General features: G+C 61.1%; 14 protein-coding genes. 9 read left to right on the top strand and 5 right to left on the bottom strand.

The annotated features are described in order from the left end of the window. Positions 1-2 precede the first annotated feature (2 nt). Complete coding sequence (thiL, locus tag JFX23_RS04085) at positions 3-992, top strand: thiamine-phosphate kinase (RefSeq protein WP_198775850.1); 990 nt, start codon at positions 3-5, stop codon at positions 990-992. 300 nt (positions 993-1,292) lie between these two features. Here the strand turns inward: thiL and rpmB are convergent, their stop codons facing one another. Beyond that, the gene (gene rpmB, locus JFX23_RS04080; protein WP_005961618.1) at positions 1,293-1,484 is read right to left on the bottom strand and encodes a 50S ribosomal protein L28; all 192 of its coding nucleotides are present in this window, start codon (positions 1,482-1,484) and stop codon (positions 1,293-1,295) included. 271 nt (positions 1,485-1,755) lie between these two features. On the opposite strand from rpmB, the gene JFX23_RS04075 reads away from it, so the two are divergent. The 8 genes from JFX23_RS04075 to JFX23_RS04040 all read left to right on the top strand — a co-directional run bounded on the left by JFX23_RS04075 (position 1,756) and on the right by JFX23_RS04040 (position 9,586). Then, positions 1,756-3,393, top strand: a complete 1,638-nt coding sequence (locus JFX23_RS04075; RefSeq protein ID WP_198775849.1) for a hypothetical protein — start codon at positions 1,756-1,758, stop codon at positions 3,391-3,393. Further along, the gene (locus JFX23_RS04070) at positions 3,390-5,555 is read left to right on the top strand and encodes an ATP-dependent DNA helicase RecG (RefSeq protein ID WP_198775848.1); all 2,166 of its coding nucleotides are present in this window, start codon (positions 3,390-3,392) and stop codon (positions 5,553-5,555) included. The genes JFX23_RS04075 and JFX23_RS04070 overlap by 4 nt, the downstream gene beginning before the upstream one ends. A gap of 16 nt (positions 5,556-5,571) precedes the next feature. Continuing rightward, entirely contained in the window at positions 5,572-6,237 is a 666-nt protein-coding gene (rsmD, locus tag JFX23_RS04065) for a 16S rRNA (guanine(966)-N(2))-methyltransferase RsmD (protein WP_198775847.1), read from the top strand. Beyond that, positions 6,234-6,731, top strand: coding sequence for a pantetheine-phosphate adenylyltransferase (gene coaD, locus JFX23_RS04060; protein ID WP_198775846.1), 498 nt, complete (start codon positions 6,234-6,236; stop codon positions 6,729-6,731). The genes rsmD and coaD overlap by 4 nt, the downstream gene beginning before the upstream one ends. Positions 6,732-6,738: 7 nt before the next feature. Further along, entirely contained in the window at positions 6,739-7,452 is a 714-nt protein-coding gene (locus JFX23_RS04055) for a hypothetical protein (protein WP_198775845.1), read from the top strand. After that, entirely contained in the window at positions 7,445-7,999 is a 555-nt protein-coding gene (locus JFX23_RS04050) for a YceD family protein (RefSeq protein WP_198775844.1), read from the top strand. Before JFX23_RS04055 ends, JFX23_RS04050 begins: the two co-directional genes overlap by 8 nt. A gap of 5 nt (positions 8,000-8,004) precedes the next feature. After that, positions 8,005-8,724 (top strand): ribonuclease III, encoded by a 720-nt coding sequence (gene rnc, locus JFX23_RS04045; protein WP_198775843.1) that lies wholly within the window; start codon positions 8,005-8,007, stop codon positions 8,722-8,724. Between the two features lie 247 nt (positions 8,725-8,971). Continuing rightward, positions 8,972-9,586: a response regulator gene (locus tag JFX23_RS04040; protein ID WP_005961604.1), complete on the top strand. Its 615-nt coding sequence runs from the start codon at positions 8,972-8,974 to the stop codon at positions 9,584-9,586. A 597-nt stretch (positions 9,587-10,183) separates the two neighbouring features. Here JFX23_RS04040 and JFX23_RS04035 read toward each other — a convergent pair. From JFX23_RS04035 to cydB, 4 genes are all read right to left on the bottom strand, one after another. Beyond that, positions 10,184-11,887: a sensor histidine kinase gene (locus JFX23_RS04035; RefSeq protein WP_198775842.1), complete on the bottom strand. Its 1,704-nt coding sequence runs from the start codon at positions 11,885-11,887 to the stop codon at positions 10,184-10,186. Further along, positions 11,884-13,644: a thiol reductant ABC exporter subunit CydC gene (gene cydC / locus JFX23_RS04030; RefSeq protein ID WP_198775841.1), complete on the bottom strand. Its 1,761-nt coding sequence runs from the start codon at positions 13,642-13,644 to the stop codon at positions 11,884-11,886. Before cydC ends, JFX23_RS04035 begins: the two co-directional genes overlap by 4 nt. Continuing rightward, positions 13,644-15,443 (bottom strand): thiol reductant ABC exporter subunit CydD, encoded by a 1,800-nt coding sequence (gene cydD, locus JFX23_RS04025; protein WP_198775840.1) that lies wholly within the window; start codon positions 15,441-15,443, stop codon positions 13,644-13,646. The genes cydC and cydD overlap by 1 nt, the downstream gene beginning before the upstream one ends. Positions 15,444-15,631: 188 nt before the next feature. Continuing rightward, positions 15,632-16,753: a cytochrome d ubiquinol oxidase subunit II gene (gene cydB / locus JFX23_RS04020; RefSeq protein ID WP_198775839.1), complete on the bottom strand. Its 1,122-nt coding sequence runs from the start codon at positions 16,751-16,753 to the stop codon at positions 15,632-15,634. Between the last annotated feature and the right edge of the window lie 10 nt (positions 16,754-16,763).

Raw genomic sequence — 16,763 nt, 5'->3', positions numbered from 1 at the left:
CCATGGCACGAATCACCGAGTACGACGAAGGCGAACTCATCGCCCAATTCGAGCAGATCTTCCCCAAAGGGGAACGCACGATCCTGGGGATCGGTGATGACTGCGCCCAGATCGCAACACCAGAAGGCTCCTTCATCGTCACCACCGACATCATTGTCGAGGACGAGCACTTCCGCCGTTCCTGGTCGGACCCCGAACAGATCGGTGCGCGAATCGCCGCGCAGAATCTTGCCGACATTGCGGGAATGGGAGGTCGGACTTCGGCCCTTGTGGTGACGGTCGCACTGACTCCAGACACTGAATTGGACTGGCTCCTCGACCTCGTCAGGGGCATCGGGGAGAGGGCGCGCGAAGCCGGTGCGGGCGTTGTCGGAGGTGATCTGTCACGCGGAGAAACAATGGTCTTGTCGATTACGGCGATGGGCTGGTGTGAGTCCGAGCCTGTGAGGCGTGATGGGGCGAAACCCGGTGACATTCTCGCCTTCTCCGGCCGTCTTGGCCTATCAAACGCAGGGCTGGATCTGCTCCTAGGAGGGCACGTCGACCCGGCTCTTCGCACGAGGGCAGAACTTGGTGGCCTGTACGAGCCTTTGACGACCTACCGGGCACCCAAGCCGCCACTTGAAAGCGGACCTGCTGGAGCGAAAGCGGGGGCGCGAGCGATGATGGATCTGTCTGATGGCGTCGCGAAGGACGGCGGACGTATGGCTCGTGCCTCGAAGGTCGTGATCGAGCTCGACCGGAGGGCCCTTGAAGCTGAAGCGGCGAAGCTCCAGGAGTTCGCGGACATCTGCAAGGTCGATCCTCTCAAGTGGGTTCTTAGCGGGGGAGAGGACCACGGAATCCTCGCGGCCTTCCCCAAGGATGCATCCCTTCCGCAGGGCTTCACACCTATCGGCACGCTTCGAGCTCCCCAAGAGGGCGAGGCTCCCGCACAACTCCTCGACGGCGTCGAGGTGAAGGGCGGCTGGGATCATTTCAAGACAGACTGATGTCACACCACTCGGTCGCTGAGGCGTTGAATCCGGGCTTAGAGGCGGCAAAGTCATAGGCGACGGGTTCACAGACGAAAGGGCCATAGGCGGCAGGATGCCTGCTCTAGTGCAGAGCAGAAGACAAGAAGAAAGCACTGCGCAAGGGGCAGGTGGCTCCGCTTAAGGTGGGGAACTCCTGTGGGAACCTGAAAACACAGGGGAAGAAGAACAAAACAGTGGCCCGCAGGACGAATCCTGCGGGCCACTGATCAGAGTCGGATTGATCCCTTCAAAGGACCTGCGACAAGGAGCGGCGAATCAGATCGCGCGAGTCACCCTGTCGGACTTCAGGCACTTGGTGCACACATTCAGGCGCTTCGGCGTTCCCTCGACGATGGCGCGAACGCGCTGAATATTCGGATTCCAGCGGCGGTTGGTGCGAACGTGCGAGTGCGACACGCTCTTGCCGAAGCCGGGTCCCTTACCGCACACGTCACAAACGGCAGCCACGATGATCTCCTCGGTTAATGAACTTCTGTCAATCCCACGTGAAGTGGAATGTATTGAGCGGTGAGAACCACCGCAGGCAACTGTGACAGAATAACGGATCTGCGAAGTCAACTCCAAGTCTTGCCGGGCTGTTGGCCCTGTCATCTCGCCCACACGTCTCGACTGATCGCCCACACGCCTCACCTGAAGTCGGCCCACCACCAGAGCTTCAGCACTCCACTGAGCCCGGGCCTCAGACAATAATGGGGACACACCATCATCAGGAGGAACCGTGACGTTGTCCGCGCACACACTCGCCCGCGCGCTCAGACTCGCCGCCGACGAGGCGCACACACTCACCCGCTTCCTCGACGACCTCGACGGTTGGGACGGAGCGGACTGCGACACCGGGACAAACGCGCAGCTCACCTTGGCCCTCATGTGCGAAAGCGTCGCCATCCTCAACGAGGACGCCCCCTTCACTGAAGCCCTCGACTGTGCGATCAACGCCGGAGTGGAACACGGCCACGGGCATATCGGCGTGATCCTCACCCAGGTCCTCGCAGCCTGGTCAAAAGGACTTGCCGGCGCTCGAAAGATCACCCCAGTCCTCGCCCGCACAATGCTCAAGACACCGATCACCGATGAACTGTCCAGGTGCGTCCTATCCCCCGCGATCCAAAACTCTTTAAAACACGCGTCCTCGGCTTTGGACGAACTGGGCTCCACCCTCCCTGAAACCCCCTACCTCGTGTCCTGGTTCTCCCTCGCCGTCCAAAACGGCCTGATACAGGAGACAGACATCGAATCAGGAGCCCTCGACCCGGGCGCAGCGGTCCTCGCCCTCTTCTTCACCTGCGTGGACTCAGCGCTCAGCGGCGACTCCTCGGTCCTCGAATCCTTCGCGCATATGCTCTCCGAACTCACCGAAGGCAAGGGACGCTCACCACGCCAGCACGCGCCCTCACCAGGATGCGAATTCGCCGTCGACCTCGTCTGGCAGGGAACAGAATCGGATGCTCAGGCCCTCTTCGACTCAATCAGCCGCGTCGGAGCCCGCTTTTCGAGCGTCGGCACGATCGACCCCTTCGGGGTTGGCCTGTTGCGACTCCACGTCGACACTTCCGCTCCTTTGAGCGCCCGCCCCCGCACGGGGCGGATCATCCGCTTCGCGGTCGCCGATTCACGCCCCGACGAGGAAATCGGCGTTGACGAACTTGCCAACGAAGGAATCTCCCACCGAGGAGTCCGCCTCCTTGAACGCCGCCCCCTGCGGCGAGTGGAACGCGCACGGGTCATCGTGTGCACAAGGGCCCCCGGCATCATCGAAGACCTCGCGAGATGCGGAGCAATCGTGCTCCTCGACCCCCATCGTGAAGACGGGGCTGGGATCTTGTCGATCGCGAGAGCCTCCTCAACAGCGGTCACTCTCTTCATCCCCTGTGACGAGCCCTCCGCTGCCCTCGGTGAAATCATCGCCTCGCGCGTGAACAGAAACGAAGTGGAGCTCCCCTCACCCCCTCCCCCGGGTGGTGCCCTGAGGCGTTTCCTCCTCGCTTCAAGCCACGACGAACTCATGGCGTTCACGATCGTCCAAGCCACAGCAGGTCTCTTCGTCCCCCAGCCTGGAGGCCCGCAAGTTGCCCACACGATGGAACGTATTGTGATCGATGCGGAGAAAAAGGCACTCGACCATTCGGCGACTTGCCCGATTGACTCAGAGGACCCCGCCCTCATCGCGCAGGCCGTGACAGATCTTGAAACGGCAGCTGCATCGAATTGGCGCCTCCTGCTCTCACGCGCCCACGGGCCCGAACTCGTCGCCCTCGTGCGCCAGTTCATCTTCGGAACACGCTCCTGGCAGCGTGACTTCGAAGTCCTCATGGGAGGACAATCCGGACCCTCAATCCTCGAGAGGACGCAAATATGAACCCTCTCGACGCGCCGCTCTCTTTGCGACTGCCCGCCTCGATTGCTCGCAAGCTCGCGAAAGCCGGAATCGACACCGTCGAGGACCTCTTGTTCACGCCTCCCCGGCGCTACTACCACTGGGGGGCACTCACTCCAATGAGTCTCCTACGCGAGGGTGAGGAGGCGACGATCCTCGCATGCGTTGAATCCACCAAGCTCGTGACAAACCGCTCCCGCCCAGGAGTTCGCCTCGAAGTGCGCCTCAGCGACGGGCATTCACGCATGAGCGCCACTTTCTTCGCGAAGAACGAACACATGCTCGCCCCCCACATGCGCCTCTTGACACCGAGGGAGTCATTCCTCTTCGCAGGAAAAGTCGCCTCCTACAGGGGTGCCCTCACTCTCACCCACCCCTCCTTTGAGGGAATGAGCGGCGACGAGGACGAAGTGCGTGAGCGCAGTGAACGCCCCATCCCGATCTACCCGCAGACGAAAGGCCTGACAAGCTGGGTGATGTCCCGAGCGATCGGGATGCTCCTCGACTCCCTGAACGAAGAAGAGATCCCCGAGCTCGTTCCCGCCCACATCCGGGAAAAAATGAAACTGCCGCCAAGACTCGAAGCCCTCACGATGCTGCACCGGCCAGCTTCGGACGAAGAAGCAGCACTGGCCCGACGGGCGCTCGCCTGGGAGGAAGCCTTCGCCCTCGAATGCGTGCTCGCCGGACGAAGGATCGGCGCTCAGTCCCTTCTCGCCCCTGCTTGTGCGCCCAGCCGAGTTGTTGAGGATTTCCTTGGCGGCCTTCCCTTCACTTTGACGCAGGGACAGGAGTCCGCCCTCAATGAGATCCTCGCTGACCTCGATCAGACGCGCCCCATGCAGCGCCTCCTCCAAGGCGATGTGGGCTCAGGCAAAACTGTGGTGGCGCTCGCGGCCCTGCTTGCCGCACTCGGTGCCGGACATCAGGGGGCCCTTGTCGCTCCGACGGAGGTCTTGGCGGCCCAACACCTCGAGTCAATGAGGGCGCTCGCCGCGGGAGTCCTCGTGGGAGGTCGAGAAGTCGATATTCGTCTCCTCACGGCGTCCACGCCCGCCGCTTCTCGCCGGGAGCTTTCACATCTCATGGCAGCGGGCGAGCCAATCATTGTCGTCGGAACGCATGCACTGTTGAGCGACCCTGGCCTTTTCGCCGACTTGGGGCTCGTCGTCATTGATGAACAGCACAGATTCGGGGTTGAGCAGCGCGATCGTCTGCGCACAGGGGAAGATGGGCGCGCCGCCCACCAGCTCGTCATGACGGCGACTCCGATCCCGCGCACCATCGCCATGACCGTCTTCGGGGATCTTGCGCAAACCCGGATGGAGGGGATGCCGAAGGGACGCACCCTGGTCCAGACCTTCCTCGTGGATGCTGAGAACCCGGTGTGGATGCAAAGGCTATGGCAGAGGGCCGCAGAAGAGATCGCGCGTCAGGGGCGTGTCTACGTCGTGTGCCCCAGAATCGATGAAAGCGAAGAGCTTGCCGACGCCGACGCTGGCGAGTCAGATGGGCCAGGAGCTACCCGCCCGCCCCTGGCCTCAGTCAGCGGTGTAGCACAATCTTTGAGGCAAGAAGCAGCCTTGAAGGGCATTGGGATCGGGGAGCTCAGCGGCCGCAATTCGAGCAAGGAAAAAGCGGAAACGATGCAGGACTTCGCGGCGGGCAGGATCGGGATCCTCGTCGCGACGACCGTCATCGAAGTGGGCGTCGACGTCCCAGAAGCGACCATGATGGTGATCCTCGATTCCCAACAATTCGGCATCTCCCAACTCCATCAGCTCCGAGGCCGAGTCGGGCGTTCTTCAACGCCGAGTATCTGCATGGCGGTTCACCGTCACGAGCTTGCAGAAGGGACAATGGAGCGCCTTAAGGCCTTCGCTGGGACGAACAATGGGTTCGAGTTGGCAGAGAAGGACTTAGAACTGCGACGCGAGGGCGATGTTCTCGGCGCCGAACAGTCGGGCAGCGGAACCCACCTGAGATTCCTCTCCGTCCGCAGGGACGCCCGTATTATTTCTGCGGCCAGGAGGGAAGCCCTCGCCCTCGTTCAAGCAGATCCCTGTCTTGCGCAGCACCCGCTTCTTGCAACGGAACTGTCCAAACGTGGAGGCGATGACCTCGAGTGGATCTCACGCTCCTAAGCCGTAGAGTTAAATCATGACCAGAATCCTTGCCGGCAGCGCGAAAGGGCGCGTCTTGAAGGTTCCCACGAAGGGAACTCGACCGACCTCCGAGCGTGTACGCGAAGCGCTCTTCTCCCGTCTCGACCACATGGGGGTGCTTCAAGGCGCGAGAGTTCTCGACCTCTACGCGGGCTCGGGGGCGCTCGGCCTGGAGGCGGCCTCGCGTGGCGCTTCGAAAGTGGAACTGGTGGAGAAGGCCCCGGGCGCGGCGAAAGTGATCCTTGAGAACATTCGCGCGACCAGGCTGCCCGCCCAATGCCGTATGGCCTCCGTCGCCTCCTTCCTCGCCGGGCACAGCGGTCAAACGCTTGAAGGCGACATTGATCTTGTCCTCATCGACCCGCCCTACGATGTGGGAGAAGAAGAACTCGCACAGCTCCTGAGGCTGCTCGGACCCTGGCTGACGAGGGATGCGCTCGTTGTTGTTGAACGTTCGACTCGCAGCCCCGAGCCGAATTGGCCAGACTTCCTCGTCCTCGAAGATGAACGCCGATGGGGGGAGACCGCAGCATGGTTCGCAGGCCCACCCCTCGGATCCGAGGAGGCTCGCGCACTTGAGGCGAAGGTGGGGGAGCCTGACGCGGGTGGAGATGAAGCGGATGAATCTGAAGCAGAGCGAGCCAAGGAGGAGCACGCATGACTTGCGCCCTCATCGCAGGGTCCTTCGACCCCATCACCCTCGGACATCTTGACCTCGTGATGCGCGCCTCGCGCTTCAGTGAGGACATTGTTGTGGCCGTCGGCATGAACTCGGCGAAAAACTACCGCTTCAGCCATGACCAACGCCTCCACATGGTTCAAACCGCCCTCGCCCAGATCCCGAAGGTTCGGGTCATGCGAATGGACACCACCTTGCTCGAATGCGCGCTCGAGGCCGGGGCTGATGTCGTGGTCAAGGGGGTAAGGACTTGCGCCGACCTCGACTGGGAACTTGTTCAGGCGACAGTGAACCGGGATTTCGGGGACATTGAGACTGTTCTCATGCCGACCCGTCCCGAACTTGCGATAGTCTCCTCCTCGCTCGTGCGTGAATTGCTCATCCAGGGAATGGACATTTCGCGGTATGTTCCCGCCGCGATCATCCCACTCATGACGGACAATGAAGCAAGTGAGAAGCGCCCGACTCTGAAATGAGGACGAGATGACGAATCCGGAGATGCCGAACTCCACTGAGGACACCTGGGATGACAGCACGGTGTACGGCCCCTCGACCGTGATCGCAGCTCTCGATCAGATCCAGGTACTGATCGACCAGGCCCGTCAGGTTCCACTGTCTGCCTCGATCATCCTCAACAAGGCGGAGATGTTGGATCTTCTTGACCAGGCGCGTGAAGCACTGCCCGACGACCTCCTCCAAGCCGATCTGCTCGTCGCCGACGCCGACCAGGTCATGGGGCGCGCAGATTCAACCGCCGAGTTCACACTCGCGGAGGCGAACGCCCGAGCTGAATCAACCCTTCAAAGGGCGGACGAGAAGGCTGAGCATATTGTCGCCAACGCGACGCAGCAGGCTGAACGCACGATCGCGCGCGCTGACGAGGAAGCGGAAACGACCTTGCAACAGGCCCGAGCTGAGGCTGAGGCGATCCTCGTCGACGCGAACGCACAAGCAGAGCGCCTCATCACGACCGAGAACATTACGCGCATGGCTGAGGATCGGGCCCGTGAAATCGTCACTGAGGCGCGTGAACAGGATCAGCGCTTGCGCGAGGGGGCTGACGACTATGTCGAGAAATCCCTCTCGGAGCTGTCCGGTCTTCTCGCGGAGCTTCAACGGCGCACCCAGGCCGGAAGGCGTACCCTCGCGGAGCGCCACGGCGTCAACTTCACGGAAATCGAGCTCGATAATGACTGATTCGCCCCTCGTCCTCTCACTCGCGCGCCTGCCCAGGCAGGCCGGAGCGATGCTTCATGAGGATCGTGAATGGTCGGCGCCCGCAGACCTTGGCACACCTTCAATGAGCGTGCCCGAAAACACGAGGATCCCCCTGTCAGTTGATCTGACATCCGTCTCTGATGGCGTCCTGGTGCGCGTGAAAACCGAGGTGGAGTTGAAAGGCGAGTGCGTCCGCTGTCTCGACCCGCTCAGCGTCCACCACGAGATCGACGCTTCTGATGTGTACTTCGAGACCGCTCCATCGCCGGGCGAGGAGGATCTTGAAGCCGATGATTTTCTCCTCATCGGCACCCACGACACGATCGATCTGGAGCCACTGCTGCGCGACGCGATTGTCACTCTTGTTGACGAGCGCCCCCTGTGCGGTGAGGACTGCCAAGGCTTGTGCGATGTGTGCGGTGAGAAGCGTGCTGATCTTCCCGCAGACCATTCACATGAGTCCATTGATCCTCGCCTGGCGGCTCTCGCTTCTTTGCTCGAATCGAACCAGAAGGAAGCTGACTGAGCCCCATGTCTCGCGCGAAGAACCTTCCCATCCCACCCAGGACCGATATTGATGCTCTTACTGTCGCGTGGGGCGCTCCCATAGATCCTGAGCTTGTCACTCTTGCGCTGACGCATCGTTCCTATGCGAACGAGGCCGGAGGAATTGCGAACAATGAGCGTCTCGAGTTCCTCGGCGATGCGGTCCTCTCGATCGTGATTGCGGATCGTTTGTTCCATGACCATCCGGATTCACCGGAATCCGATCTGTCACGGATGCGAGCTGCCACTGTTTCCCAAGAACCTCTCGCGATGGCGGCGCGGCGCATTGAATTGGGGGATTTCATCTACCTTGGCAAGGGGGAGGCCGGTTCCGGGGGGAGGAATAAGGACTCGATTCTTTCCGATACTTTTGAAGCGATGATTGGCGCGACCTATCTGACTGGTGGCTTTGAAATCGCAAGGCGCGTCATCTTGAAGAATCTGGATTTCCTTTTGGTGCAGGCCCTTTCTCGGGGTTCTCATCATGACTGGAAGACTCTTTTTGTTGAGCGCGCCTCACAACTTGGCCTCGGTGAAGTCTCGTATGAGGTCGAGGGCGAAGGACCGGACCACGATCGAACCTTCACCGCCAGGGCCTTCGTCTCTTCGAAGAAAGAGCCGATTGCAAGGGGGAAGGCTTCTTCGAAGAAGCATGCGGAGACGGCGGCTGCCGAGGCGGCGATGAATGCACTCGCCGAGCTGTGAATCCACTGACTTCCTCGACTTGTGAAAGCTGAGCTGCTCGTTGAGTCTGTGAGCTCCGTGTTCTTGACTTGAGCGTCTCGCCTCAAGGTTTTCCTCAGCACCTTTTGTTCGTGGGCGTCTTTGACTCTTTTTCTCAGACTGTGAGGGTACGAGGACAATCCTTGTGGATTCTTCCAGGGCCAAAGGACCAAGGACCCGCTAGAATAGTCGTGTGAGTGAGAATCAGATTGCCTCCCCGATTCGAGTAATGATCGTTGACGATCATGAGATCGTTCGCCGCGGTATCGCTGAAATCGTTGATCGCGCCGACACCCTTGAAGTCGTTGCGGAAGCTGGCACCGTTGAAGATGCCCTACGCCGCGCCGACCTCGTGCGCCCCGATGTTATCCTCGTCGACCTGCAGCTCCCCGATGGTACGGGCATCGACATCATGTCGGCATTGGGACAAAGCCACCCCGATATCTTGCCCATCGTTCTCACCTCTTTCGACGATGACGAGGCCCTCGCCGAGTCCCTGGAGAAGGGGGCGCGTGCTTATGTTCTCAAGACGGTGCGCGGAGCTGAGATCACAGACGTCATCAAAGCGGTCGCAGCAGGTCGAGTGCTTCTTGATGAGCGGACCTTGACCCGCCGACGCGCCGACCATGAGGATCCGATTGCGGATCTGACTCCTTCGGAGCGTAAGGTTCTCGACCTGATCGGCGATGGATTGTCGAATCGTGAGATTGGTGAGAAGCTCGGTGTTGCGGAGAAGACCGTGAAGAACCACATCACCTCGCTTTTGTCGAAGATGGGCTTGCAGCGCCGCACGCAGGTGGCCGCCTGGGTTGCAGGTCAGCGCGCCGCCGCCTGGAGGAACTGAACTCGTCTCTTCGTGCGCAAGAAGTGCTCGCTTCCCCTTGCCAAGAGAACCGTCTTCTCATCTGGGCGACGGTGCTCCTTGAGCTTTGGAAAGCGAATTGGGCGCAGCGGTGCTTCACTGCCCGGGAAGTGCTTCACTGTCCTGGAAGTGCTCCACTGCCCGAGAAAGTTGTCTCTTCTTTCCTGCCTGACGCCGGGCCGTGTAGTGCGCAGGGGAACAGCTGGGGAATGAGGATCTGGGCGAAGTAGCCGGAGGACGCTTCACGCACATAGGCCTGGATTCTCGCATGTCACGCGCATAGGCCTGGATCTTCACATGAGGGAGCATTAACAACGAGTGAAGGCTGGGCAGGAGAAGCCTGGATCCTCGCATGAGAGATGGGAGCTTCGGAGGTCCAGTTCCTTGAGCCTCGCGCTTGTGGATCCTCGAATGAGAGGCGAGGAACTCGCTTCAATCAAGAGGCCTGCCCTTGTCAATCGAGAGGCGTACTCTTCGCGTGGAACGCAGGCCTCTTGCCTCCACCTGCTCGGCACAAGCCTGCGGGACGGGCATGCCCTTTGCATGGCGAAGAGCGCTCCCGCTTCAGGTCAAGGGTGCTCAGCTCAGGGGCACCGTCCAAATCAAGGAAGCGCCGAGCCCACCAATACCGCTTCCAAGCTCAAAGCTTCCTCCCAGGCGGCGCGCGCGTTCTTGCATATTGGCCAGTCCCGAATTGCGTGTCCTATTCGGGTCGATGCCCCTGCCGTCGTCCGCGATCGACACCCTCACCTGCCCGTCAGCGCCCTGTCCTCTGACATCAACGGTGACCGCGCCTGCGGTGGCATGCGCGTGTCGGGCGATATTCGATAAGCCTTCACGCACGATCGCCACAACATCATCGCCGAGCTCGGGGTCGATGAGCTGATCAATTCGGTCGATCATGTCCTGTTCTGCGGCCTCGTCCTCGTTGACAGCCACGCCATCGAGGGTAATGAGCAGGGATGGGGCGAAACCGAGGAAGGAACGAGTCAGTGAGGACTCTCGGCGGATCCTTTCAACGAGAGCGACGGACTGGTCGGGCTCGCGAAGATTGTGGACGATCGCGCGGATCTGGCGAACAGCCCCGTCAATTCCTGCGAGGGAATGGTCAAGCGCCGCGATGATCGACTCCTTATCGAGATCGCCGTCTGTGACCTTCTGCTTGGCTGCCTCGAGGCGCATACCAGTTGCAAAAAGCTCCTGGATCGCAAAGTCGTGCAGGTCACGCCCGATCCTGTCGCGCTCGTCAAGCAAGGCCGCAACATCTTCCGCGTGACGCGCCGAAGCGAGCTCGAGGGCGAGGGCTGCCTGGGAGGCCAAGGACTCGGCAAGAGTTAACTCGGAGGAATCGAACTCGGGGGTACCGATTCGGCGCAGCAAAATGAGAACTCCCGCAGTGTTGCCGCGTGAACGCAAAGGCGCATAGAGAGCGGGACCGAATGCAGAGAGTTGAGGGACACGCATCGTTTGTGCGCGAGCCATTGAATCGACGATCATGCCGGTGCCTTCGCGGAGCACAGACATTGCCCGCCCCTCCGAGGGAAACACAATACCGAGAAGCGAATCGGCGAGATACCCATCGATGATCTCAGCGGCCCAAGTGTCACCAACAGAAGGAAGAACGATGATCGCGGTGTCGGCCCGTGATACCTCGCGCACAGTGCGGGCGATGAGTTCGAGCGCCTCTTCTTCATCGGTACCTTCCAGCATTGTTGTCGTCAAAGACTGGGAGGCTGAGATCCAGCGTTCGGTGCGGCGGGCATCGGCATACAGATGAGCGTTCTCGACGGCATTCCCAGCCGCGGGCGCAAGGGCAGTCAAGATTTCCGCATCGGAGTCCTTGAAACCACCAGGCTTGCCGATCAAGTAGAGACGACCGTAGACCTGCTCATGAACGAGGACGGACACGCCGAGGAAACTCTCGATCTGCGGGTCGAGGGGTTCGTCAAGCTCAGCAGAGTCGGTGTTCTTAGTGTGCGTGTTCACCGGAATCTCGGCGATGAACTCTTCGAGTTCGGCGGGGTTGTTGATTCTGAGATACCCACTCGCTGGGATCTGGGCTTTGAGGGAGTTTGGGACTTTCGGGGCGTACTCGAAGTCTCGATGCTCGATGAGCATACTCGTTGAGCCCCAGCTGTCGAGGACACACAGAGCCCCATAAGGGGTGCCGGTTAATCGGCAGGCCTGGGCCACGAAGGTATTGAGAGCAGATTTCAGATCGAGGCTGCTCGTCAGATCGAGGGCTGCTTGGAGCAGTTCATGGTCGGAGCGTACGGACATCATTCCTCCTCTTGGGCAAGAGCCCAACGGTACTGTTCCGAATGGGAGAGAAGTTCTGAATGCGTGCCGCGATCGAGAACGCGAGCGCATCTGCCTGCCTCATCCGTGGACTCGCCGCGTCCAATGAGGAGGATTTCATCAGCCGCGTCAAGAGCGGAAAGGCGGTGGGTAATCACGAGGACGCCGCGCGAGCGATCCTTCAAAAGATCAGCAACGAGCGCATCGGCCGTTTCCCCGTCAAGATGCTCTCCGGCCTCGTCGAGAAGAAGGAGGGGAGCGGGGGAGGCGAGAGCGCGGGCGATGAGCAGGCGCCGCCTTTCACCTCCGGAGACGGTCCTCCCACCCGATCCGATGAGCGTGTCGAGTCCATGGGGAAGGGCGTTCAACCAGTCTTCAAGACCGACGCGCTTGAGTAGAGCCACCGCTTCATCGGGGTCAAGGGACCCGTTCGCGACGCGCAGATTCTCCAGGACCGTGGAAGCGAAGACATGCGCGTCCTCGGTGGTGACGGTAATGGCCTCGGCAAGTTGGAGACGATCGGCTCCCCAGACGGGGGTGCCATCGAGGCGAAGCGATCCGGAATGCGCGGGAAGGAGACCCGCGAGAGTCAGGGCGAGCGTTGTTTTCCCAATGCCTGAGGGGCCGACGATCGCAATTGAACGCCCCTTTTCAAGGACGAGATCGAGTCCTTCAATGAGCTTAGGGCCGCCGGGCCAGCCGATTGTGAGATCCGAGGCCTCCAGGCGTGGGCTGTCACTCGTGGGAACCGGATGGGTTGGGGTCTCTTCCTCCTCTCCGAGCAGAGCGTCGATGCGGAGCGCCGCGTTCGCGGAGCGTACGAGTTGAACGGCAGCTGGAGCCAGTTCGGCGGTGCCCTCGAAGGAGGAAAGAGGAGTGAGAACGAGGACCGCGAGCATGACGGCTGCGATGATCCCGCCAGTCGTGCCGGGGATCCCGATGAGGAGGGCCGCGATGACTGCGGCTCCCATTGCACTGCGGTCGATGCTGGCGGCGAGAGCGGAGATCCGGGTGGCGCGATGAGAGGCGGCGGTGAGTTCGTCCTCAGTCGAGCAGATCGCGCGGCGTAAAAGGGGCAGGCGACCTGAGACTTGGAGTTCGGAGGCTCCATCGAGGAGGCTCAGAGTTTCGGCGGAGAGTTCGGAGCGTGCGTGCAGAGTGTCGATCTGGACGATGCGCGCCGCCTTCATTGCGAGCAGGGGAGCGCCCACCCCGGAGATCAGCAGACAGAGCGCAATGATGAGTGCCGAGGCCGGGGAGATCAGGGCCAAGCCAATGACGGTGCCGAGGCCGACGAGCCCCGTGACTGTGATGGGCAGGATCGTCTTGACGACGAGATCGCCAACATCATCGACATCTGCACCGGTGCGCGCAAGAAGATCTCCTCGGCGAATCTGTGCGAGCGCATCAACGGGGCGCTTTGACAGTTCCGCGTACAGGTTCTGCCGCAATGAGTCCATGCCCCTCAGGGCGACGCGGTGACTGGCGAGCCTTTGTGTATAGCGCAAGACGGCTCGGGAGACACCGAAGAGTCGAACGGCCGTTGCCGCGACCGAGAGGTACAGAACCGGTGGCTGCTGGGAGGCGAAGGCGATGAGCCAGGCGGAGGTTGCTCCTAGGGCGATCGCAGCGCCGAGTGCTCCCGAACCCAAGAGAACGGAGAAGATGAAGGATTTCGTATCAACCTCGAGCAAGGGAAGGATCCTTGTGAGTGCGCGTCTTTCCTCAACGGTAATCCCCATTATGCGCGCTCCCTCCTTGCATCGGTGGAAGAAGTATGAGTGGTGAGGTCCGCGAGGACTCCGGGCATCTCAATATCGATGATCTCCTCAGGGAGGGTGTCTCCGAGCAGTTCGGGATACTTTTCAAGTTCTTCAGCGCTTGCGGCTTCGGCCTCGATGTTGATGACGTGATCGGCGATGGAGATTAATGACCGGCGGTGTGCGATGACGAGAAGGGTCTTGCCTTGGGCGCGCAGCGTTTGAATGGCGTGGATGACTTCGTCTTCGCTGACGGCGTCGAGGTGCGCGGTCGGTTCGTCGAGGACGACGAGTGGGGCGTCTTCGAGGAGAGCGCGAGTCAATGCGAGGCGTTGACGTTGCCCGAGTGATAGGCCAACTCCACCGACCCCGATCATCGTGTCCCAGCCTGTGGTTTGGGACTCAACGACGGTGAGGAAACCGGTGGCGCGCGCGGCATCGATGAGCGAATCGTCGATAGCGGAGCGTGAAAGGTTGTCGAGGATTGTTCCGGGAACGAGGGTCGGCGCTTGGGGAACCCAGGTGATCGACTCCCACCAGCTCGCAAGGTCGACATCGTGAAGATCGAGTGCGGGGCCGTCTTCGGGGACGAGGACGATGGAGCCGCGCGTCGCTTTGAGCAGTCCGAGGATCGTCAAGACGCTCGTTGTCTTTCCCGAACCAGAGCGCCCAACGAGGACTGTGAAGGAAGCAGGCTCAATACGTGCGTTGAGGCGGTAGGGCGCCCAGGTGCCGCGCGCTGCGACGGACACTCCTTTGAGTTCGATCGTGGTGTGACGAGGATCTGGAGCGGGAAGCGTGCCCTCTGCTTGGTTGGGGCGGGGAGCTTCGATGATATCGAAGGCGGCCTGGGCTGCGGTCACGCCGTTCGCGGAGGCATGGAACTGGGCCCCGACTTGGCGTAGGGGCTCGAAAACTTCGGGGGCGAGCATGATGACGGCGAGGCCGCTTGTCAGGTCGATTCCTCCGACGACGAGGCGCATCCCCACTTCAACGGCGACAAGTGCGACTGAGAGGGTGGCGAGGAATTCGAGGGCTGCGCCGGACAGGAAAGCGACGCGCAGAGTCGACATGGTGGTGCGAGTGTTCTCCCTCCCCAGAGCTTCGAGATGCTTCCTCGGCCCCTTTTCTCGGCCGAGGCCGCGAAGCGTCGGTAGTCCGGCCATGAGGTCGAGCAATTGCGCGCTGAGGCGCTCCATGGCGGCGAGCTTCGCTTTTGAGGAATCCTGGGTGAAACGCCCGATGAGGATCATGAAGATCGGGATCAGGGGGATCACGAGGAAGGCAATGAGGGCGGACCAGGGGTCGAGGAGGGCCATGACGAGGAGGGCGAGTGGTGTGGCCGTCGATGTGAGGATGAGCTGAGGGAGGAACTTGACGAAGTAAGGACCGAGGTCATCAAGACCACGGGTGAGGAGAGTTGTGGTCTCTGAAGCGTGAATTGCACGCCACCTGGGGCCCAGTGCCTGTGCTGCGTTGAGTACTTCTGCGCGCAGATCGCGGATCGTGTGATCGGCTCCGTGCTGGGAGGCGGTCTCACGGGCTGCGACGAGGAGGCCGCGTAGGAGTGTGAGCAGCGCAAGGATTGCGATGAGCCAGAGGACATCGGCTAAAGTGGCGTGTCCTTCGATGACGGGAGAGACCGAGTGGGAGATGAGGAGAACCTGGGCGATGACGACGAGGGCCGTCAAAGTGCCGAAGAGAGCGGTGAGGAGGATCGGCCGCCTCGCACTGCGGGCGTATTTCAAAAGGCGGGGATCGAATGGGCGCACGACGCCCATTGTGCCAAAAACATGGGCCCTAAACGAGTTGAACCCGGCCTTTAGTCCTAGGCTTTGATTATGCGAGAAAATAGCTGGGAAAACGCTGGAAAGTAGGCGCCAGCGCTGAAGAAAACAGGGGAAAGAGTCAAGAAAAAATGGAGGCGGCCCGCCGCTGATGCGACGGACCGCCCACAAGACTAAGCAGATCAGCCGGCGAGGAAGCTCTCGCCAAGGCGGATCTTGTCGAAGAGGAGACCGGTGTTGTGGTCAACATCGGAGACCGAGACTCGCTTGCGGAAGGTCCAGTAGGACCACGCCGTGTAAGCGAGGACGACAGGGACCAAGCACAGCGCGACGATCGTCATGACCTGAAGAGTCGAAGCAGAGGACGAGGCCTGCTCAATGGTGAGCGAATACGCCGGGTCGATTGAGGACTTTTGAACCGCGGGGGCCATGGAGGCGAAGACCCAGGCGACTGCACCGGCGATCGCAAGCGTCGAAAGAGTGAAAGACACACCCTCGCGGCGCATGGCCTTTTGCGAGAAAGCAGCCGAAGCAATGATCGCGAGGGCTGCCACAAGGAGCGGAATCCACGCCAGGATATTCGTCGTGTAGACGAACTGGCCCCACAGGAGGAAGGCTGCGGCAACGAGGGTCGCCATCACGGTCAGGGGTGCGGCAATCCCGTTGGCGCGTTCGCGGACATCGCCCTCGGTCTTGAGAGCGAGGAACTGAGCGCCGTGAGCGAGGCAGACCAGCAGGATCGCAAGGCCTCCAAGAATCGTGAAGGGAGTCAGGAGGGAGAAGAAACCACCGGTGAGCTGGTGGGTCGCGGTCGCCAAAGAATCGGCAACGGCATTAGGGGCGATGATCTCGCCGGACTTGACGTCCATGACCTCGATCTTCATGCCCTGAACGAAGTTCGCGAAGGCGACACCCAGGAGGATCGGGACGAGCCAAGCGGTGAAAGTATGGAGCATATCCCAGCGGGCGCGCCAAGCGACGGTCGCAATCTTTGAACGCCACTCGAGGGCGGAGATGCGGATGATTAGCGCGAAGAGGATGAGGAAGAGGGGCAGGTACATGCCGGAGAACATCGTGGCATACCACTCAGGGAAGGCCGCGAAAGTTGCGCCGCCGGCGGTGAGGAGCCACACCTCATTGCCGTCCCAGTGGGGGCCAATGGTGCGCACGGCTTGGGTGCGCTCTTCGTCATTTTTCGCGACGAAGGGGAGTAGGGCGCCGACGCCGAAGTCGAAGCCCTCGGTCACGAGGTAGGCCGTCCACAGGACAGCAATGAGAACGAACCAAAGGATCGAGAGTGTCATGTCAGTCTCC

Origin of the sequence: Schaalia cardiffensis (assembly GCF_016405145.1) — a bacterium.
Classification (GTDB): domain Bacteria; phylum Actinomycetota; class Actinomycetes; order Actinomycetales; family Actinomycetaceae; genus Pauljensenia; species Pauljensenia cardiffensis.
This window is presented reverse-complemented; position numbering and strand designations above follow the sequence as displayed.